General features: G+C 61.3%; 24 protein-coding genes. 13 read left to right on the forward strand and 11 right to left on the reverse strand.

All coding sequences use genetic code 11. From position 1 onward, the window contains the following. From H147_RS19735 to H147_RS20370, 3 genes are all read left to right on the forward strand, one after another. A partial coding sequence (locus H147_RS19735) for an ATP-binding protein (protein WP_019955905.1) occupies nucleotides 1–189 on the forward strand: 189 nt, incomplete at its 5' end. 212 nt (nucleotides 190–401) lie between these two features. Beyond that, nucleotides 402–1286, forward strand: a complete 885-nt coding sequence (locus tag H147_RS0113485) for an alpha-1,2-fucosyltransferase (protein ID WP_019955906.1) — start codon at nucleotides 402–404, stop codon at nucleotides 1284–1286. A gap of 8 nt (nucleotides 1287–1294) precedes the next feature. Then, nucleotides 1295–2017: a glycosyltransferase family 25 protein gene (locus tag H147_RS20370; RefSeq protein ID WP_162561674.1), complete on the forward strand. Its 723-nt coding sequence runs from the start codon at nucleotides 1295–1297 to the stop codon at nucleotides 2015–2017. A 148-nt stretch (nucleotides 2018–2165) separates the two neighbouring features. Here H147_RS20370 and H147_RS21035 read toward each other — a convergent pair whose 3' ends face one another. The 8 genes from H147_RS21035 to H147_RS0113530 form a co-directional block, all read right to left on the reverse strand. Then, the gene (locus H147_RS21035) at nucleotides 2166–2339 is read right to left on the reverse strand and encodes a hypothetical protein (protein ID WP_162561675.1); all 174 of its coding nucleotides are present in this window, start codon (nucleotides 2337–2339) and stop codon (nucleotides 2166–2168) included. Continuing rightward, on the reverse strand, nucleotides 2336–2920 hold the full coding sequence (locus H147_RS0113500; RefSeq protein WP_019955909.1) for an RBBP9/YdeN family alpha/beta hydrolase: 585 nt from the start codon (nucleotides 2918–2920) through the stop codon (nucleotides 2336–2338). The genes H147_RS21035 and H147_RS0113500 overlap by 4 nt, the downstream gene beginning before the upstream one ends. 95 nt (nucleotides 2921–3015) lie before the next feature. Continuing rightward, the gene (locus H147_RS0113505; protein ID WP_019955910.1) at nucleotides 3016–3501 is read right to left on the reverse strand and encodes an Lrp/AsnC family transcriptional regulator; all 486 of its coding nucleotides are present in this window, start codon (nucleotides 3499–3501) and stop codon (nucleotides 3016–3018) included. After that, on the reverse strand, nucleotides 3498–4217 hold the full coding sequence (locus H147_RS19745) for a sulfate/molybdate ABC transporter ATP-binding protein (protein WP_019955911.1): 720 nt from the start codon (nucleotides 4215–4217) through the stop codon (nucleotides 3498–3500). Before H147_RS19745 ends, H147_RS0113505 begins: the two co-directional genes overlap by 4 nt. 11 nt (nucleotides 4218–4228) lie before the next feature. Beyond that, on the reverse strand, nucleotides 4229–5104 hold the full coding sequence (gene cysW / locus H147_RS0113515; protein ID WP_019955912.1) for a sulfate ABC transporter permease subunit CysW: 876 nt from the start codon (nucleotides 5102–5104) through the stop codon (nucleotides 4229–4231). Nucleotides 5105–5113: 9 nt separating this feature from the next. Further along, entirely contained in the window at nucleotides 5114–5965 is an 852-nt protein-coding gene (cysT, locus tag H147_RS0113520) for a sulfate ABC transporter permease subunit CysT (protein WP_019955913.1), read from the reverse strand. A 1-nt stretch (nucleotide 5966) separates the two neighbouring features. After that, the gene (locus H147_RS0113525; protein WP_110570982.1) at nucleotides 5967–6998 is read right to left on the reverse strand and encodes a sulfate ABC transporter substrate-binding protein; all 1032 of its coding nucleotides are present in this window, start codon (nucleotides 6996–6998) and stop codon (nucleotides 5967–5969) included. A 275-nt stretch (nucleotides 6999–7273) separates the two neighbouring features. After that, nucleotides 7274–7738, reverse strand: a complete 465-nt coding sequence (locus tag H147_RS0113530) for an RrF2 family transcriptional regulator (RefSeq protein ID WP_019955915.1) — start codon at nucleotides 7736–7738, stop codon at nucleotides 7274–7276. Nucleotides 7739–8004: 266 nt separating this feature from the next. On the opposite strand from H147_RS0113530, the gene H147_RS19750 reads away from it, so the two are divergent. The 9 genes from H147_RS19750 (at nucleotide 8005) to H147_RS19760 (ending at nucleotide 15281) form a co-directional block, all read left to right on the forward strand. Further along, on the forward strand, nucleotides 8005–9798 hold the full coding sequence (locus tag H147_RS19750; RefSeq protein WP_162561676.1) for an FAD-dependent oxidoreductase: 1794 nt from the start codon (nucleotides 8005–8007) through the stop codon (nucleotides 9796–9798). Further along, nucleotides 9720–10454, forward strand: coding sequence for an SDR family NAD(P)-dependent oxidoreductase (locus H147_RS0113540; RefSeq protein ID WP_043699963.1), 735 nt, complete (start codon nucleotides 9720–9722; stop codon nucleotides 10452–10454). The genes H147_RS19750 and H147_RS0113540 overlap by 79 nt, the downstream gene beginning before the upstream one ends. Before the next feature lie 63 nt (nucleotides 10455–10517). Further along, entirely contained in the window at nucleotides 10518–11327 is an 810-nt protein-coding gene (locus H147_RS0113545; RefSeq protein ID WP_081625861.1) for a transporter substrate-binding domain-containing protein, read from the forward strand. 54 nt (nucleotides 11328–11381) lie between these two features. Continuing rightward, on the forward strand, nucleotides 11382–12056 hold the full coding sequence (locus H147_RS0113550) for an amino acid ABC transporter permease (RefSeq protein WP_019955919.1): 675 nt from the start codon (nucleotides 11382–11384) through the stop codon (nucleotides 12054–12056). Continuing rightward, nucleotides 12056–12739: an amino acid ABC transporter permease gene (locus H147_RS0113555; RefSeq protein ID WP_019955920.1), complete on the forward strand. Its 684-nt coding sequence runs from the start codon at nucleotides 12056–12058 to the stop codon at nucleotides 12737–12739. The genes H147_RS0113550 and H147_RS0113555 overlap by 1 nt, the downstream gene beginning before the upstream one ends. Continuing rightward, nucleotides 12736–13077, forward strand: a complete 342-nt coding sequence (locus H147_RS19755) for an EthD domain-containing protein (RefSeq protein WP_019955921.1) — start codon at nucleotides 12736–12738, stop codon at nucleotides 13075–13077. The genes H147_RS0113555 and H147_RS19755 overlap by 4 nt, the downstream gene beginning before the upstream one ends. A gap of 3 nt (nucleotides 13078–13080) precedes the next feature. Continuing rightward, nucleotides 13081–13818, forward strand: coding sequence for an amino acid ABC transporter ATP-binding protein (locus H147_RS0113565; protein ID WP_019955922.1), 738 nt, complete (start codon nucleotides 13081–13083; stop codon nucleotides 13816–13818). A 9-nt stretch (nucleotides 13819–13827) separates the two neighbouring features. Further along, nucleotides 13828–14571 carry an SDR family NAD(P)-dependent oxidoreductase gene (locus tag H147_RS0113570; RefSeq protein WP_019955923.1) on the forward strand — a complete coding sequence of 248 codons (744 nt, stop codon included), beginning with the start codon at nucleotides 13828–13830 and terminating at the stop codon, nucleotides 14569–14571. An 11-nt stretch (nucleotides 14572–14582) separates the two neighbouring features. After that, nucleotides 14583–15281, forward strand: coding sequence for a GntR family transcriptional regulator (locus tag H147_RS19760; protein ID WP_162561677.1), 699 nt, complete (start codon nucleotides 14583–14585; stop codon nucleotides 15279–15281). A 23-nt stretch (nucleotides 15282–15304) separates the two neighbouring features. Here the strand turns inward: H147_RS19760 and H147_RS0113580 are convergent, their stop codons facing one another. The 3 genes from H147_RS0113580 to H147_RS0113590 all read right to left on the reverse strand — a co-directional run bounded on the left by H147_RS0113580 (nucleotide 15305) and on the right by H147_RS0113590 (nucleotide 18275). Beyond that, entirely contained in the window at nucleotides 15305–16066 is a 762-nt protein-coding gene (locus H147_RS0113580; protein WP_211216561.1) for an ATP-binding cassette domain-containing protein, read from the reverse strand. Beyond that, complete coding sequence (locus H147_RS0113585) at nucleotides 16066–17154, reverse strand: ABC transporter permease (protein ID WP_019955926.1); 1089 nt, start codon at nucleotides 17152–17154, stop codon at nucleotides 16066–16068. The genes H147_RS0113580 and H147_RS0113585 overlap by 1 nt, the downstream gene beginning before the upstream one ends. 101 nt (nucleotides 17155–17255) lie before the next feature. Continuing rightward, nucleotides 17256–18275: a substrate-binding domain-containing protein gene (locus H147_RS0113590; RefSeq protein WP_019955927.1), complete on the reverse strand. Its 1020-nt coding sequence runs from the start codon at nucleotides 18273–18275 to the stop codon at nucleotides 17256–17258. 173 nt (nucleotides 18276–18448) lie between these two features. Here H147_RS0113590 and H147_RS0113595 point away from each other — a divergent pair, with 173 nt between their 5' ends. Continuing rightward, nucleotides 18449–19630 carry an ROK family transcriptional regulator gene (locus tag H147_RS0113595; protein WP_019955928.1) on the forward strand — a complete coding sequence of 394 codons (1182 nt, stop codon included), beginning with the start codon at nucleotides 18449–18451 and terminating at the stop codon, nucleotides 19628–19630. The last annotated feature ends 146 nt before the right edge of the window (nucleotides 19631–19776 follow it).

The following is a 19776-nucleotide window of genomic DNA, read 5'->3' on the forward strand; positions in this document are numbered from 1 at the left end:
ACCACCAACCTGAGCTTCAGCGAATGGGCCAGCGTCTTTGGCGATGCCAAAATGACCACGGCACTGCTCGACCGTCTCACCCATCGCTGCCACATCCTCGAAACCGGCAATGACAGCTACCGCTTCAAGGCCAGCTCCGAAACAGCCAAGAAAAAGCGAAAGGAGACACCACCATTGACGCCATCATAATACGCAGATCATAACGACTGGGTGGGTCAGATCTCGATGAAAATGCCGGGTCAGTTCTCAGTGACAATCAACAACCGCTGTTCCAATGAAAAGCCGGTTTCTACCCGCTGGTAGAGTTATGACGCATTCCCTGGTATCAGCCAGTCGAAGGTTAAAGTCCGCTCTGGACTGCCAGATCGGCAAGGACGGCGGTGGTTGCATAGGGGCAGCAGTTGATCATCACGAAACTGATTGGTGGCCTTGGAAATCAGATGTTCCAATATGCCGCTGGCCGATCACTTGCCATGCGGCACGGCGTGCCGTTGCTGCTTGATATTACGGAACTGCGGTCTTATCCGAAACACCAAGGCTACCAGTTCGAAGATGTCTTTGCGGGGCGCTTCGAGATCGCCGGGCTGATCCCTCTTATCCGGGTTCTGGGTCGAAAGGCGCGCAAGGTGCCCAAAACCGTGGCCGTGGTCTCGCCGAAATGGCCCCCTATGGGCGACCATGTCTGGGTGCGCCAAAGAACCCATGATTATGATGCCGCCTTTGAGAGCATCGGCGCGGATTGCTACCTGAGCGGTTTTTGGCAGTCGGAGAAATACTTTGCCACCATCGCCCCGCAGATCAGGGAAAGCTTTCGGTTCAAAGAAGCGTTGACTGGCGCAAATGCCGCCATCGCCAGTCGGATGAAGGAAGCACCGTCAGCGGCGATACATATCCGGCGGGGTGACTATGTGACCGACAAAGGGGCCCATGCATTTCATGGACTCTGCGCTTGGGATTATTATGACGCGGCGATCGACCACATCAGCCGCCATGAACCCGATGCGCGATTTTTCGTGTTTTCCGACGACGTCGTCGCAGCGCAAGAGCGGTTTGCCAATCGGCAACGAGCAGAGGTGGTCGCCGTCAATTCTGGGCGACACAGCTATCGCGATATGATGTTGATGGCGCAGTGCAAGCATCAGATTATCGCGAATTCGACCTTTAGCTGGTGGGCTGCATGGCTTAACCAGAACCCGGACAAGATTGTCGTGGCGCCCGGGACGTGGTTCTCGGGCAATGATGGGCAGATCAAGGATATTTACTGCAAAGATTGGATTGTCATTTGACGGGACGCATGCACCGGCAGCGTGTGCGCTATAAAAGAAGAATAACGCGACTTAGGGGCAATTTCAGACTTGCTCTACGCTGGCTGCGCGCTGGCAAAAGCGGACTAGCGCCCGTTGTCGGCACAGCGACAGGTCTAGGGCGATGTGACGTCGTCTACATTAACCTTGCCCACCGTGTTGACCGGCGGGACCACATCGAATCCGAACTGGTACGTATGGGCGTGTCTTCGTTTGAGCGTTTCGACGCGATCGAGAACAACCTCGGGGCGTTGGGCTGCGCCATGTCGCACCGCGCAATCCTGCGTCAGACGCAGCTGGCAGACGGGCGCTTACTGATGGTGTGCGAGGACGACTGCGCGTTCATCCTCGCGAGGCCAGAGATCGACGCGCTAATCGAAGCGTTTTATCAAGACGACCGACTGGATGTCCTTTGCCTCGCCTATAACGCCGCAAATGGGATCAAGGTGTCACGCTGGTTACGAATCACGTCGGACACGCAGACGACGTCGTGTTATATCCTCAAAGCGCACATGATCCCAAGCATGCTCGAAATCGCTGAGATAAGCACTGCAAAACTTTTGCGAGGGGAACCCGTCCCAATTGGGGCCATCGACATCGTCTGGAAGAAGTTACAGAAGACAGTCTTCTTCGCGCTCGCGGTCCCAAGGGCCGCAAAGCAGATCCCGTCCTACTCGGACATCGAAAGAAAGCTGATGGATTACAGGCTCTGACCCAAGCGGCAGGGTCGCCAGAGCTCGCGCGGGCGTGAATGACGCAAGATGCAGGAACGATATTGCCTCCGGCCGGTGATCGGCTTTGTCCCTGTAAAGATTGCGGTTTGGGCATCGCCGATGAAATAGGCACTAACGGGGGGCGGTCTTACAGCCCGGTGACGCCGATGCCCGGCTTGGCAGTCAGGCGTCCTTCGGGCGCGAAGGCGATCGCCAATACCCCGATGTAGGCGATCGCAAACACAAGGACCGCAGCGAGAGGGGGCTTGCGCCTGCTCATCCCCACGCGATTTTGTGGGCGGGGCGGATCAAGATGCGTCATACGATCTTCCTTTGCGCTGTTTCCTGGCGACGGATCACAGCAGGGCGGACCCAAAGCTGCGCACGTTGTGCAAGTCTGTCGCGTAGGTCCAGCCCTTGCGCCCAAGGGCCAAAGCCGCTCGCGACATTGATGTGACCGGCGAAACCCAGATCGACAAGCGTGGCACCCCAAGCGTCGGCAAGGTCGGCGGCATCCTCGAACGGCAGCAATGCGTCGTTCCGGCTGGCAACCACCGTGACCGGGACCGGAAGCTGTGTGCGGGGTGCTTTCTTGAACTGCCGAAGCCGGTCGCTCCGCATCGGGTCGACGGGGGCCACGAGCAAAGCGCCGGCGATGTTCAGGTGGGGCCATGTCGCCAAAAGCCGCGCCACGACGAGACATCCCAGCGAATGAGCGACCACGATCGCGCCCGGATGGTGCAGAACGGCGCCTGCAACCTCGGCCTCCCATGCTTCTGGCGACGGGTTCGTCCAATCGTCCTGATGCACGGTCAGCGCCATGGCGTCGTTTTTCTGCCACCACGCCTGCCAATGCGGGTCAGGCGAGCCGTCGATACCGGGGATAAGCAAGGTGCGTGTCATGCGGAACTTCCTTTCAAATCTTCTAAAACACTAGCATGTTTATCGTGTATCAGGCGTTCGTTTTTGGTCGTTGTCCGAGAATATCGTTCTCTTGGTCAGGCTGTCGTGATGTCGATCGGCAGAACCGTGGTCGCCTTGATCCGTTCCATCGAGAATTTCGACGTGACATTCCGGCAGAAAAGCTTGCTGGTGAGGTCCAGATAGAACGCGTCATATGCGTCCATATCCGGCACCACCACCTTGAGCAGATAATCGACCTCACCGGCCATCCTGTGTATCTCGGTGATCTCGGGATAGCTTGGCACAAGGGCGGCGAACGCCTCTTGCCACTTGTGCGAATGGTCAGCCGCCTCGATCTCGACAAACACGGTCAGGCCAAGGCCGATCCGCCCTGGATCAACGATAGCCACACGTCCTGTGATGACCCCTGCGGCCTCCAGTTTTTGCACGCGTTTCCAGCACGGCGTTTGCGACAGCCCGACGCGTTCAGCCAGTTTCGCCACGGGCAGGGTACTGTCCTGCATCAGCTCATGCAGGATTTTCCGGTCGATCCGGTCAAGGTCGGGGACTGGCGCGCTCATGCTGACAAAAACTCGCGGACGAAATCGGTTTTGGGGCGGGCGCGGATGTCGTCGGGTTTGCCGACTTGTTCGATCCTGCCCATCGACATCACGACGACCAGATCGGCCAGTGCCATCGCTTCTTCCTGATCATGGGTGACAAAGACCGAGGTCAGGCCGGTGGTGTCGTGGATGTCGCGCAATCCTTGGCGCAATTCCTTGCGCACCTTGGCATCCAACGCGCCAAAGGGTTCGTCAAGCAGCAGCATCCGGGGTTCGATCGCCAGCGCGCGGGCAAGCGCCACGCGCTGACGCTGCCCGCCGGACAACTGGCTGGGATAGCGCGCGCCGATATCGGGCAGCTTGATCAGCTCCAGCAATTTCGTCACCCGCCGCGCGATTTCGGCCGCCTGCGGGCGCGTTTTGCGCGGCCGTGCGCGCAGGCCGTAGGCGATATTGTCGAACACGGTCATGTGCCGGAACAACGCATAGGACTGGAACACAAAGCCCGCGCGGCGGTCCTGCACGGTCAGATGCGTGGCGTCCTGCCCGTCGAACAGCACGCGGCCCGCATTGGGACATTCCAGACCGCCCAGAATGCGCAAGAGCGTGGTTTTCCCCGACCCCGACGGGCCGAGCAAGGCGACAAGCGTGCCCGACGGAATCGCCAGCGACACCGGATGCAGCGCGACCGTCTTGCCAAAATCCTTGGAGATGTCTTCGATATCGATATTCATGGCAGGCTCTTTCAATGGCGGTGGGTGGCGGCCAACTGGTCGGCATAGCGCCATTCCAGTGCCGATTTCAGGGCAAGGGTCACAAAGGCCAGCAGCGCGAGCACAGCCGCCATCGTGAAGGCCGCGACCGAGAGGTATTCGTTGTAAAACATCTCGATCATCAGCGGCATGGTGGTGGTCTGGCCCCGGATCTTGCCCGACACGACCGCGACAGCGCCGAATTCGCCCATCGCGCGGGCGTTGCAAAGCAGCACGCCATAAAGCAGCGCCCAGCGGATATTGGGCAGCGTCACGGTCAGAAACGTGCGCCAGCCGCTGGCCCCAAGGGTCAGCGCCGCCTCTTCCTCGGACCGACCCTGTTCAAGCATGATCGGGATCAGTTCGCGCGCGACAAAGGGAAAGGTGATGAACAAGGTCGCGAGCACGATCCCCGGCACGGCAAAGACGATGGGATAACCGTTCGCCACCAGCCAGACCCCCAGCGCGGAATTGGACCCGAACATCAGCACGAACAACAGCCCCGCCACGACCGGCGAGACGGAAAAAGGCAGGTCGATCAGCGTGATCACCCAGGCCTTGCCGCGCCAGTCGAATTTGGTGACAGCCCAAGCGGCGGCAATGCCGAAGGCCGCATTCAGCGGCACGGTCATCGCGGCGACCAGCAAAGTCAGCCTGATCGCCGATTGCGCATCAGGTTCGGACAACGAGGCCAGCGCAAAGGCCGCGCCGCGCCGCAACGCCTCTTCAAAGACCGCGATCAGAGGCGCAAAGAGCAGCACCGTCAGGATCGCCAGCACCAGCGCGATCAGCGCCCATTTCACCAGTACCGGTTCGGTTGTGGCAGGGCGAAACGCACGGGGTTTCGGTAAGGTCAAAGTCTCGGTCATGATGTCCCCTCAGACCGCGCCCATCCGGCGCCGGCTCCATATCTGGATCAGGTTGATGGCAAGCAGCAGGGTGAAGGAAATCGCCAGCATCGCGATGGCGATGGCGACGCCACCGTCATAGTCGAATTCCTCCAGCCGGATCACGATCAGAAGGGGGGCGATTTCGGTCACATTGGGCAGGTTGCCCGCGATGAAGATGACCGATCCGTATTCCCCGACCGACCGCGCCAGCGCCAGCGCAAAACCCGTCAGCGCGGCAGGCGTCAGCATCGGCAAGACCACATGGGTCAGCGTGCGCAGGCGGGATGCGCCCAGCGTGGCGCTGGCTTCTTCGGTTTCGCGGTCGATCTCCTCGATCACCGGCTGCACGGTGCGCACCACAAAGGGCAGCCCGACAAAGATCAGCGCGATCCAGATGCCGAGTTCGGTATAGGCGACGCGCATCCCGAAGGTTTCCATAATCACCGACCCCAGCACGCCATTGGGCGCATAGATCGCCGTCAGCGCGATCCCCGCTACCGCCGTCGGCAAGGCAAAGGGCAGATCGACAGCGGCATCGATCAGCCGCTTGCCCGGAAAGCGGTAGCGCACCAGCACCCAGGCCAGCAGGACGCCGAAAACCAGATTGAACAGTGACGCGACCAGCGCCGCGCGAAAGCTGAGTTCCAGTGCGTTCCAGACACGCGGGCGGTTGATCACCTCCCACATGCCCGTCGCACCGAAACCGACAAACCCACGCCACAACAGCACAGTTATCGGGATCAGCACGACGACGGATAGCATCGTCAGCATGATCCCGAACGATAGCCCCCACCCCGGCATCGGGGTGGGCGACTTGATCGCGAATGATCGCAGGTGCATCTTATTGCACCGTGTAGATCTGGTCGAAGATCCCACCGTCACCGAAATGTTCCGGCTGCGCTTGTTCCCAGCCACCGAAATAGTCGATGCTGAGGCGGTTCACGTCTGGGAAACGGGCCACATCCGCGGGATCGGCGGCGGATGTATCCCAGGCGCGGTAGAAGTTCTTCAGCGCGATCGCCTGTGCTTCGGGGCTGTAAAGCTGTTCCAGATAGGCGGTCGCCAGCGCGTGGGTTGCGTCATCGGGAATATTGCCTTCGACGACCGCCACGGGGGGTTCGGCCAGAACCGAAACCGATGGGACCACGATATCGAACTGATCCTCGCCCAGCTCGGCCAGCGCCAGATACGCTTCATTCTCCCAAGCCAGCAGCACGTCACCCAGGCCCCGCTGCGCAAAAGTCGTGGTCGATCCGCGCGCGGCGGTATCCAGCACCGGCACATTGCGGTAAAGCGCGCCCACGAAGTCTGCCGGGTCCAGCCCGTTTTCCTGCGCATAGCCCCAGGCCGCCAGATAGTTCCAGCGCGCGCCACCCGATGTCTTGGGGTTCGGCGTGATCACCTGAACGCCTTCGGCGATCAGATCATCCCAGTCCTGCAGGTTCTTGGGGTTCCCTTCGCGCACCAGAAACACGATTGTCGATGTGTAGGGCGAGGAATTGTTCGGCAAGCGCGATTGCCAATCTGCGGGGATCTTGCCGGTATTGGTTGCGACCGCGCTGATATCGCCCGCCAGTGCCAGCGTGACGACATGCGCGCCCAAGCCGTCGATCACCGCCCGCGCCTGCGCGCCCGACCCGCCATGTGAGGTCTGGATATGAGGGCGCGGATTGCCCTGTTCTACCCACCAATCGGCGAACCATTCATTGTATTCGCGATAGAGCTCGCGCGTCGGATCATAGCTGACATTCAGTAAGGTCTGCGCCGAGACGGCGGGCGCCAAGAAGCTGACAGCCCCCAGCCCCACGGCTGCGACAGCAACCAGATGAGGCCACGCAAAGCTGGCCCGATAGGTTGATTGCGTGGTCAGCATATCATTCAGATCGGTGTCGTTATTGATCGTTCGCGCGCTTTCCGGCTGACGCGGCTCGCGCGCTTCGGTCGGGATCAGCGCCTTGTCGATCTTGTTTCGCAGGGTATTCAGCAAACGCATTGTTCATCTCTCCGGTAGCAGCCGCAGATGCAGCCTGATACCCACTATCTCGACAGAGTTAGTCGTCAAATACAACGAAATAATCACGTCAAAATCTGTCGTGTAAGAGGATGAATATTCTACGGCATCGCGCTGATGTCAGAACATCGGGTTGTTCAGATGCCGATTTGCTGCGCGATCTCTTGCGCTGACCCAGAGACCGGATCAACGACAAGATCCGCGAGCGTCAGTGAATCGATCAGCACGAGATAGGACCAGAACACCTGTGCAAAGACCCGCCGCAGACGGCAGGCATTCTCGTCCGGGCAATCCTCGCAGCGCTGATAGGCCCGGCGGGACAGGCAGGGCAACGGCGCAATCGGTCCGTCGATCAGGCGCATTAGCTCGCTCAACGACACCTCGCGCGGGTCCTTGATCAGCACGTATCCACCATGCCGCCCACGCACCGACGCGATGAAGCCGGCATTGCGGATTTCCAGCAGGATATGTTCCAGAAACCGCTTGGGCGTGCCGGATTTGGCCGCGATTTCTTCGATCCGCAGCGGCCGCCCGTCGCCCGCCCGCGCAGCGGCAAGTTCCATCAGGGCCTTAAGGGCGTACTTCATCTTTTGCGTGATCATACCTCTGACTACGCTGGCCTGCGCGGCATCTCAACAAAAATCACGGTTGCAGCGGTCGTGTATTGGCGCATGACGGAATTGCGGCCATTCAAGGATGTCATGGTCCTGCGCCGATTGTGATCTGCTTGGCGGTTGAGAGCACGGATTGTAGCTGGATCAGGGTGCGCGGACGGGGGCGACAGTTCATGATCCCTCGCCTGGGATTATTTTGTCGACAGTGAAAATATTATTTGCCGACATAAATGACCTGTGGCATGCTTCTTGTCATGAACCATGCTGCGGACCCCTGTTTTGACGTGATTGTTGTTGGCTCTGGCGCGGCAGGGCTGACCGCCGCATTGACGGCTGCGGACAACGGGCTTTCGGTCGTGGTTCTTGAGGCTGACAATCTGATGGGCGGGGCCACGGCCTTGTCCGAGGGGATGATATGGGTGCCCAACAACGACGAGGCGCGCAATCTGCCGGATGCGCCGGACCCAGACGAAGAGGCCGAAGCCGCCGCCGCCTATCTGCGGGCGAATGCCGGCAATCACGTCGATCAGGCCAGGCTGCGCAGCTATATCGCCGGCGCGCCGGCGGCGCTGAGCTTTGTCGCCCAAGCGGCCGGTCTGCATTTCAAGCTGAACCGCTACTCGCGCGATTATTATCCTGATGCGCCCGGCGCGACTGTCGGCAGGCGCGCTCTCAATCCGTTGCCGGTGACAATGCGGTCGATGGACAGGGCATTGTTCGCCCGAATTCGCCCGCCCCTTGGGACGATGATGCTTTTCGGCGGGCTGAGCATCGCCAGTCAGGACGCGCCCGACTATCTGAGCATCCTGCTCAGCCCAAAGGCGGCGCTGCGGGTCGCCCGCCATGTTGCATATTATGCCCTCGACCGGATCGGCGGTTGGCCGCGCGGCACCAGATTGGCCAACGGCAACGGCATCGTTGCCCGGCTGGCGCAGGCCATCGTCGCGCGGCAGGGGCAAATCAGAACGGGTTGGGCGGTGTCGTCGCTTACCCTGCACAATGGAAAAGTCATCGGTGTAGCCGGTCCGCAGGGTCGTCTGCTCGCCCGCGTCGGCGTGATCCTTGCCACCGGCGGGCTGAACGCGAGCAGGGCCGCGCGAACCGACCTTTTGGGCGCGGCGCCCCATGTCGCCATCCCGGCCGCGGTGAACGTCATGACGCTCGCTCATCTGGTCGGTCCCGCGGGTGCCGAGATCGTTACCTCAGTCTCTCAGCCGGTGCTGTGGGCACCCGCGTCTGTCGTGCCGCCGTCACTGGCACGGTCGGGGCCATGGCCGCATTTCGGGGATCGGGCAAAGCCCGGCGTGATCTGCGTGGCGCCGGATGGCAAGCGTTTTGCAAATGAGGCGCAGGTTTATCATGATTTCGTTCCTGCCATGATGGCGGCGACAGCCGATGCCGCAAACGGCCCGCATTGCTGGATCATCGCGGATCACAGATCGTTGCGGCGGTACGGGTTGGGGCCGATTGGTCCGGTGCCGGTGCGCCTTGGACCCTACATCCGATGCGGCTATCTCAAATGCGGGCGAACCCCGGAAGACCTCGCCAGGGCGATTGATGTCCCGGCCGATGTGCTCGCGCAGACCGTCGCCCGCTTCAACGCATTGGCGCAGGCTGGCAAGGATACCGATTTCGGACGAGGCGACAGTCCTTATGACCGCAGCAACGGCGATCCGGGGGATGGGCCCAATCCGACATTGGGGCCACTGCAATCAGGGCCATTCTATGCAATCCGCATGGTTCCCGGCGACATAGGCGGCTTTGTCGGGGTTGCGACGGACGACAGAGCGCGTGTGCTGACGTCCGCTGGCGTACCCGTCGGCGGCCTTTGGGCTGCCGGGTCAGCGGCAACGCCGCTGACGGGCGGCACGTATCCCGCTGCCGGGCTGACAATCGGCCAAGCCATGACGTTCGGCTATCTTGCGGCGCTTGACGCGGTCGACAGAACGACGCAAAGGCAGGCCGCCGAATGGTACCTGTCGCGGGGTTCAGTCACGATCTGTTCGCGGGGCGCCGCGTTGTCATCAGCGGTGCGGCCGGGGGAATAGGCCGTGATGTCGTCGCCGCTTTCGAAGCCTGTGGCGCAACCGTGGAGCAAATCGACCTTGCCGATGCTTTCGCCGCGGTTTCGCCGCAGCACCGCCAATACAATTGCGATCTGACGGACAGAGCGGCGCTTGCCGATCTCGCAGACCATCTTGTCGCACAAGGTCCGATTGCCGCGTTGGTCAATTGTGCGGGTGTTTTCGTCAGAAAAGCGATGGACGACCCCGCCGCGATGTTAACTTGGGATCGCACGATCGCGATCAATCTGACCGCGCCTTTCATGTTGACCCGCGCTTTGCTGCCCAGCCTGACAGGCGGGGCGATCGTGAACATCACGTCGGTGCGGGCCGATACATCCGCCGAACTGGCGGCGGCATATACCGCGTCCAAAGGCGGGCTTGCCGCATTGACCCTTGCGATGGCCGACGAACTGGCGGCTCTTGGTATCCGCGCGAATGCGATCGCACTAGGAGAGGTCGGCACCGCGATGGGCCGGACCGATCCCGCGATTTCGCAAAAGCTGTTCGCACGTACCCCGATCAAGCGCATGGCGCGGCCCGCCGAAGTCGCCGCCGCCTGCGTCTTTCTTGCTTCCCCACTCGCCAGCTTCATCACCGGCGCGACGCTTCGTGTCGATGGAGGTTTTCTGGCTGTCTGAACGACCCCTGAAAAGCCGCCGGATCAAAAAAGGCGGCACAAACCTGAAACAACGGAGGACATCATGAACAGACGCTTTTTCGGACTAGCCCTGGCAACCGTCGTCGGGCTGAGTGCAATGACACAGGCCGCCATCGCCAGATCACTCGAGGACATCCTGTCCAGCGGTGTCTTGCGCGTGGGCACCTATGCCGACCAACCCCCGATGGCAGCGCTCAATGACGCGGGAGAGTATGAAGGCTTTGACATCGATGTGGCGAACCACATCGCCGAGATCATGCAGGTCGAGCTCGAGATCGTGCCGCTGACAACGGCGCAGCGCATACCGTTCCTGCAATCAGGCCAGATTGACATATCGCTGGGCGCGCTGACCCGCACACCCGCCCGCGCCTTGCTGGTGGACTACACGATCCCGCTGCATTCGGAATCCGTGCTGGTGCTGACCACAGAGGAGAATGCGATCGAGACATGGCGCGATCTGGATGCTGCGGACCAAACGCTGGCATCGGGCCGCGGCTATTGGACGACGGATATGGTCAGGGCCGAACTGCCCAATGCGCAACAGGATCTTTATGATGGCCCCGCCGATCAGGTCCGCGCCGTCGCACAGGGCCGCGCGACGGCCATCGTCGACATCATCGACACGATGATGGTCTTTACCGAACAATACCCGGACGTGAATTGGCGTGTCATTGAATCAGAGATCTATTCCGCATGGTGTGCCATCGGCGTTCCGCGCGGCGAAGAAGGCTTGAAGAATTTTCTCAACGTCGTGATCCATGATATGCATACTTCTGGCAAGACGCAGGAATTCTGGACGACTTGGTATGGTGCCCCCAATCCCAAGCCGGTCCCGCTTGACCCCGTGTTCTGATGCCAGAGGGCGGGGCACCCGTTGCCCCGTCCACCCTGATCGAAAGCACCCTCGATGACCTACAGTCTGCAGTTCGGCCAGATCATGCGCGACATCCCCTATATTCTGGGCGGGGCATGGCCGACCCTCTGGCTGACGTTCGTCATCTTCTTCGCCGCCGCCGCCCTTGGGCTGTTTATTGCGCTGGTGCGGTTGCGCGGGGGGCCTGTCACATCACGGCTTGCGGGCCTTTGGGTGACGCTGACCACAAATTCACCGCTGTTCGTGATCCTGTTCTTTCTTTTCAACGGTTTGCCCAACTGCGGCATCCTCCTGAGCCCGATTGCCGCGACATTGATCGCGTTTATCGCGATTTCCTCTGGCTATCTTGCCGAAATCCAGCGCGGTGGTATCCAGTCGGTGCGCCAGTCCGAACTTGATGCCGCCGAAACGCTGGGCATGTCGCGCTGGCAAACCGTCCGCCATGTCATCGCACGGCATGTGATCAAGACGGTCTCTCCGGCGCTGTCGAACTTTTTCATCTTTACGATGCTGGGGACATCCATGGCGTCACTGGTCGGTGTCAATGAACTGACAGGCCGCGCGATCGAGGTGACATCGCGCACCTTCAGGTCGATTGAGGTCTTCAGCATTGTCGCAATCGCTTATGTCGTCCTGTCACTTGCGGCGAGCATGGCGCTGGCGCTTGTGGGGCGGATGTTGTTTCGCGTCAGGATGCGGGTGGTGTGATGATCGATGGTCTCGAAGCTTTGGTGAAGCCCAGCACGCTGATGTTCCTGCTGCGTGGTGCCGGGATGACCCTGTTGCTGACGGCTATCGGCTGTTCTGTGGGCCTGCTGGCGGGGTTCGTCCTCGCCTATGTCCGCACCGGGTCCGGCTGGGTTTTCGCACCTTTGCGATGGGCGGCCACGCTGTTTGTCGAGGTTTTCCGCCGCATTCCGTTTCTTGTGACGCTGTTTCTTGTGCTCTATGCCGCGCAGATGGTTGTGCCACGCGCATCGCTGTTCTGGGTCGCGGTCACCGCGATCTGCCTGATGTCCAGCGCCTACATGGCCGAGATCATGCGCGCCGGATTGCAAAGCGTGCCGCGCGCGCAACTGGACGCGGCCATCGTGTTGAACTTTTCGCGCTGGCAACTGACGCGCATGGTCGTGCTGCCGCAGGCCTGGAAGGTCATCCTGCCATCGGCCATCGCCTATATCGTGATGTTCGTGAAGGACACCGCGCTGGCCAGTCAGGCCGGCGTATTTGAACTGATGTTCGCAGGCAAGGCGCTGGCAAATCGCGGGATCGACCCGTTCGTTGTCTTTGGCGCCGTATTGTTGGCCTATTTCGCCATCTCCTGGCCCTTGGCCCGGTTCGGCCGCTACCTGGAGGTGCGGTTGTCGCGCCCCGTCACTGGAGGAAAATGATGATCAAGGTCATGTGGTTTCTGAAACGCGCCCCGCATCTGACGCAGGCCGAATTTGCCGATTGGTGGCTGAACAGGCACGCGCCCGACATTATCGCCGACCAGTCGCCGCATCTGAAACGCTATGTCGTCGACATCCGCGCTGATGATGACAGCGCTTTGGCGGGCAAGCCTGCGACAGAACCCGACTGGGACGGGATCGCCGAACAATGGTTCGAGGATGAGGCCGGCTATAACGCTGTCTATGGTCGCAGCGACCGTCCGACACGCGCCGATACGCTAGCCAATACGTCGGCGTTTCAGCGCATGGTCGTGCATGAATACGAACAGGAACTGTAAAGGATGGCACATCTCGAGATCACCGCGCTTGGCGCGTGTTATGGCAAGGTCGCGGTGCTCGACGATGTCAGCCTGTCGGTCGAACGGGGTGAGCTGGTGGGGATCGTTGGCCCGTCTGGGTCGGGCAAATCAACTCTGCTGCGCGCGCTCGTCGGGCTGGTTCCGCCAACCGCAGGCACGGTTGTGCTGGACGGCCATGCGGTCGACTACGCCAATGCGCTGTCCCTGCGGGCCATGCGTGACCAGACCGCGATCGTCTTTCAGCAATACAACTTTTTCCAGAACATGAACGTGCTTGAAAACCTGACCGTTGCCCCGGTCAAGATCAGAGGTCGCAACCGCAGCGAGACCGAAAAGGAAGCGCGTGCGCTGCTGGCCCGCGTCGGTCTTGCGGATAAGGAAAAGGCGTATCCCGACGAATTGTCCGGCGGTCAGCAACAGCGCGTGGCCATCGCGCGGGCGCTTGTCCTCAAGCCCGCGGTTGTGCTGCTCGATGAGGTGACGGCGGCGCTGGACCCCGAATTGGTGCGCGATGTGATGGATGTGGTGCAGGACCTCGCGCGTGATGGGATCACCATGTTGCTGGTCAGCCATGAGATGGGTTTCATCCGCGAAGCGGCGCACCGCGTCGTCATGATGGACGCAGGTCGGGTGGTCGAGGTCGGCCCACCCGCACAGATTTTCGGTGACGCGCAGCAGGAACGCACACGCGCGTTCATGTCGCGCATCATCCGGCACTAGGGGGTCGCGATGCGTTTTTCGGGTAAGACAGTACTGATCGTCGGCGCGGCGTCGGGTCTGGGCGCGGCGGTGGCAGAGGCATTCTCGGCGGAAGGCGCCACGCTCGTTCTGGTTGATCGCAACGCCGATATTGTCGATATCGCCGCCGCGCTGCCCGCAGCCTCTGGCATCATCGGAGATGCGACACAGCCTGCGACCGCCAGTGCCGCCATTGCCGGTGCTGCCCCCGATATTCTGTTTCACGCCGCTGGCATCGACCCGCTGTCCGCAAGCGATGTGCCGGGCACCAGCCTCGCGGATTGGAACACCATCCTTGCCGTCAATCTGACGTCGGCTTTCGTCTTTGCGCATACGGTCCTGCCGGGGATGATAGCGCGCCGCGCGGGCACGATCCTGTTCACCGCGTCGACCGCCGGGATCAAGCCAACCCCGCGCGAAGTGGCCTATGCCGTGTCAAAGGCCGGTCTGATCCAGTTGGCCCGTGCCATCGCGCTGGATCATGCGCGCGACGGGATTCGCGCCAATGCTCTCTGCCCCGGTTTTCTGGAATCGGTCATGGCCGATCGCAAGGCCGCCATGACCGCACACGACCGGGCAGAGCGGTCCATGAACGCCGCCGCCATCGTGCCGTTGCAACGTGAAGGCCGCTATGCCGAAATGGCGGCGCTGGCATTGACGCTTTGCGACGATGCGGTTTCAGGCTATGTGACCGGACAGGCGATCGTCGCGGACGGTGGGCTTCTTCTGACATGATGGGGGACGGTGTGGCGAAAGATCAGACATCGGGACGTAAACCGCGGGGGGGCAACGTCGACCTTGTCTATTCGGCACTGCGCGACGACATTCTCGAATTGCGCCGGGCGCCGGGCGAAGTTCTCGACGAGGCCGAAATAGCCAGCACGTTCGGCCTGTCCCGCTCGCCTGTCCGCGAGGCGATTGTCCGCCTGACCGCCGAAGGATTGGCGCAGGCGCTGAAAAACCGGGGCGCCGTCGTGTCGCGGCTCGATATCGAAGCGCTGCCAGCCTATTTCGACGCGCAGACGCTGTTGTTTCGCATGACCGCACGGCTGGCCGCGCAGAACGGCGGGCCGGTCGCGGCGGCGCGGTTGAAGAAAATTCAGGACCGTCACGAGGCCATCGTCGCCGCACGCGATGCGAATGGCGTCATTCAGAACAATCGCCTGTTCCACCTGGAAATCGCCCTGATCGGCGGCAACCGCTGGTATCATGACTGGCTGGCCAGCATTCTGGATCAGGGGCAGCGGGTCATGCGGCTTTATGTGCGGCTTCATGCCGAGAATGTTCCGATGGATCAGTTGTCCTATCACCACGCGTTGATCGAGGCTGTGGTGAACCGGGATATCGACGCCGCCGACCAGGCAGCACTGGCCGATGCGCAGATCGTGCGCGATGAAATCTCGCGGCAGGTGTCGACGGGTTCAGGTGTCGGGCTGCCTGACTAGGCAGACCTACCGCCCCCCGCAGGTCAGGCGTCGGGTTCGCGCGCCCCTGTCATGAAGGCCACGGCATCCGACATCGTGTAATCGCCCGGCTTGATCACGCAAAGCCGCTTGCCCAGCCGGTGTATGTGAATACGGTCGGCCACTTCGAACACATGCGGCATGTTGTGGCTGATCAGGATGATCGGAATCCCGCGCGACCGCACGTCCAGGATCAGTTCCAGCACCTTGCGCGATTCCTTTACCCCCAGCGCGGCGGTCGGTTCGTCCAGAATGATCACCTTTGACCCAAAGGCCGCGGCCCGCGCCACAGCCACGCCTTGCCGCTGGCCACCCGACAGCGTTTCCACCGCCTGATTGATGTTCTGGATCGTCATCAGCCCCAGTTCGCTCAGCTTTTCGCGGGCGAGCTTTTCCATGCGTGACCGGTCAAGCTGGCGGAACACTTTGCCCATGATCCCCGGTTTGCGCAATTCGCGGCCCATGAACATGTTGTCCGCGATCGACAGGGCAGGGGACATGGCCAGCGTCTGATACACCGTCTCGATCCCTTCGCGGCGGGCATCGGTGGGCGAGGTGAACTGGACCTTGCGCCCCTCGAGCAGCACCTCGCCTTCGTCGGGTATGATGGCGCCGGACATCGCCTTGATCAGCGACGATTTGCCTGCGCCATTGTCGCCGATCACGGCCAGAATCTCGCCCGGATAAAGATCGAAATCGCAATGGTCCAGCGCGGTGACGCGGCCATAGCGTTTGACGAGCCCGCGCCCTTGCAAAATGGGTTCCATCAGCCTGATACCTTTCTGATCCATTGGTCCACAGCGACCGCCGCGATGATCAGCACGCCGATCAGCAGGAAGGTCCATTGCGCATCCGCGCCCGCCAGCCGCAGGCCCAGCGTGAAAACACCCACAATCAGCGCGCCAAAGAACGTGCCAAGGATCGACCCGCGCCCGCCGAACAGGCTGATGCCGCCGATCACCACAGCGGTGATGCTTTCGATATTCAACAATTGCCCCGATGTGGGGCTGACGCTGCCGATCCGCCCGATCAGCGCCCAGCCTGCGATGGCGCAGATAAAGCCGGTCAGCGCATAAACCGAAATGATCGTGGCGCGCACATTGACGCCCGACAGTTGCGCCGCATCGGGGTCGTCGCCCACGGCATAGATATGCCGCCCCCAGGCCGTGTGGCGCAGCATATAGGCAAGGATGAGAAAGATCAGCACCATGACGATCACGCCATAGGTAAAGGTCGCGCCACCGCCGCCGGATTCATCCGCTCCGACCTTGAAGGTCGTGCCAAGAAACTGGAGCAGCGACGCCTCTGACTCGATATCCTGCGCGCGGATGGTTTCGTTGCGGGAATAAAGGAAATTGGCCGCCAGCACGATCTGCCACATGCCCAGCGTGACGATGAACGGCGGCAGCTTCATCACCGCGACCAGCCATCCGTTCAGCGCACCGATGGCCGTGCCAAAGGCCAGACCGCACAGCACGGCGATCTCGACTGGCAGGCCGTAGCGGAAGGTGAATTGCCCCATGATGACACTGGACAGCACCGCGATCGCGCCCACGCTCAGGTCGATGCCTGCCGTCAGGATCACAAGGCTTTGCGCGGCAGCGACGATGCCGACGATCTGCACCTGTTGCAGGATCAGCGTCAGCGCGAAGGGCGAAAAGAACTTGGTGCCCAAGAGCAGCCCGAAGGTCACGATCGACATCGCCAGCACGAAGAGCGGCACAAGTGCTGGTTGCAGATGCAGCATGTGCTGGATCTGTGCCAGTGCGCCTTTGCGTGCGGGCGCAAAGGCCGCAACGGTGCCTTGATTGCCGGTTTTGACGACGGCCTCGTAATCATCATTCTTGGTGGACATGGTGCGCCTCCCTGCGGTCGTGCCACACCCGCAGTCTAGCGCGGGGTTGGAAAAAGGGGCGGATTTTCTCCGCCCCTCTTGTGTCGGTGTGCGTCAGACGATCAGCCCCAGCACAGGTCCTGACCTGCAGCGACGTCGATGCTGTCGACGCCATCGACTGGCGCGCCGGTCACAAGCGCGACACCCGTGTCAAAGAAATCCTTGCCCGGTGTGTTTTCAGGCAGCGTGCCATCGGCGGCGAAGGCCGCAATCGCCTCGATGCCAAGAGAGGCCATGCGCAACGGGTATTGCTGCGATGTCGCACCGATCACACCGTCGGCCACGTTCTGCACACCGGGGCAGCCACCGTCGACCGAGACGATGAGCACGTCGTTTTCACGGCCGATGGACCGCAGCGCCTCGTAAGCACCGGCAGCGGCGGGTTCGTTGATCGTGTAGACCACGTTGATCATCGGATCGATGGCCAACAGGTTTTCCATCGCGCGGCGACCGCCTTCTTCGTTGCCTGCGGTCACGTCATTGCCGACGATACGCGGGTCGGTTTCATCACCGATCCGGTTCGCATCGCCCAGATCAATGCCGAACCCTTGCAGGAAGCCTTGGTTGCGCAACACATCCACCGATGGCTGGCTGACGGCCAGATCGAGCATCGCAATACGCGCATCGGCAGCGGCGTCGCCAAGCGAGGCTGCCGCCCACTGGCCGATCAGCTCGCCCGCCAGAAAGTTGTCGGTCGCAAAGGTGGCGTTGGCGGCATCAATGGGTTCCAGCGGCGTATCCAGCGCGATCACCAGCAGACCGGCGTCACGGGCCTGTGTTACCGCACCCACGATGGACGACGTGTCCGATGCGGTGATCAGGATACCCGAGGCGCCATCGGCGATACAGGTTTCGATTGCAGCGACTTGGGTTTCATGGTCGCCGTCAACGCGCCCGGCATAGGACCGCAGCGTGATCCCGGCTTCGGCGGCGGCGGCCTCTGCACCTTCACGCATCTTCACGAAGAACGGGTTGGTGTCGGTCTTTGTGATCAGGCACGCGGACACGTCTTGCGCTTGGGCCGTTGTGGCTGCGACGCCGGTGATGGCGACAAGCGCTGTCGAGATAAGCAGTTTCTTCATGGTTTCCTCCCAGGAACGTTATGGGCGAAACGTTGCATGCCATGCAGGCAGACCTTTCGCCAACTGATGGTAAAAGAGGCGATTCGCAAAGGCCTGTCAATTTATTAATTAACTTTATTAATTTACGATAAGCCGTTAAGCAGACAATAATCAGTGGTTTCAAGGTGTCACATATGGACGATGCATTGGTCAGATCGCTCAGTACGGGGCTGAGCCAGAAAGGTGTCCGCGATCACAACGAACGGCTGCTGCTTTCATTGTTGCAGCGCCACGGATCATTGCCGGCACCGGACCTTGCGCGTCTTTCGAGCCTGTCACCGCCGACGATCTCCGCGATCCTGCGCAAGCTTGAATCCGATGGGCTGTTACAGCGCGGCAAGCCGTTGCGCGGCAAGGTGGGCAAGCCGTCCGTGCCGATGATGCTGGCCCCGGACGGTGTCTTTGCCATCGGGATCAAGATCGGACGGCGGTCGGCGGATTTCCTGCTGACCGACTTTACCGGCGGCATCCGGCTGCATCGCCAACTGACCTATGCCCATCCTCTTCCGCGAGAGGTGTTCGCTTTCGTGCAGGACGGCCTTGCCGCAGCCGCGGCTGAATTGCCTGAGCGTGATCTTGCGCGGATCTGCGGAATCGGAATCGCGGCCCCTTTCGATCTGTGGAACTGGCACGATCTGACGGGTCCGCCTGCGGCAGAATTCCAGTCGTGGAAGGACGTGGACTTTGCGCGCGAACTGGCACGGTTCACCGATCTGCCTGTCTCGGTCATCAATGACGCGACGGCGGCCTGTCAGGCGGAACATCTTTACGGGCGCGGCAAGCAGTTTCGTGACTATGCCTATTTCTTCGTCGGTGCCTTTGTCGGGGGGGGAATCGTGCTGAACAATTCCGTCTATGAAGGGCGGCAGGGGAACGCGGGCGCTCTGGGGTCGCTACGCAGCATCGGACCCAATGGAGAAAGCCGCCAGCTTGTCGATCGCGCGTCGATCCACACGCTGGAAACGCGGTTGCGGAATGCGGGTCACAACCCCATCGTGCTGTGGCAGGACCCCGCAAGCTGGGCCGACCTTGCCGATCTGGTCGCCCCATGGCTGGACCAGACAGGGCAGGAATTGGCCAAGGCCAGCCTATCGACCTGCGCGGTCATCGACTTTGAGGCGATCGTGATCGACGGTGCGTTCCCGCCCTTTATCCGCAGCAGCCTTGTCGACAAGGTCCGTAGCGCGATCCAGTGCGAAGACACGCGCGGTCTGATCCTGCCGGTGATCGAAAGCGGAAGCATCGGCAATGACGCGCGCGCGCTTGGTGCCGCCTGTAGCCCGATTTTGGCGCAATTCCTGCTCAACAGCAATTGAGCGGTGCATCGGCGATTTGTCCGGGCAATCGGATCACGGCGATATCGTCTTTTGATCCTTGGCAAAAAGGCCGGTTTCAGCGCGCTGCAAGGTCATATCTTGGCCCGACGCGGCGACTGATCAGGCGCTCGGCAAAAAATGGGGGT

This window comes from Yoonia vestfoldensis DSM 16212 (genome assembly GCF_000382265.1).
GTDB lineage: Bacteria > Pseudomonadota > Alphaproteobacteria > Rhodobacterales > Rhodobacteraceae > Yoonia > Yoonia vestfoldensis.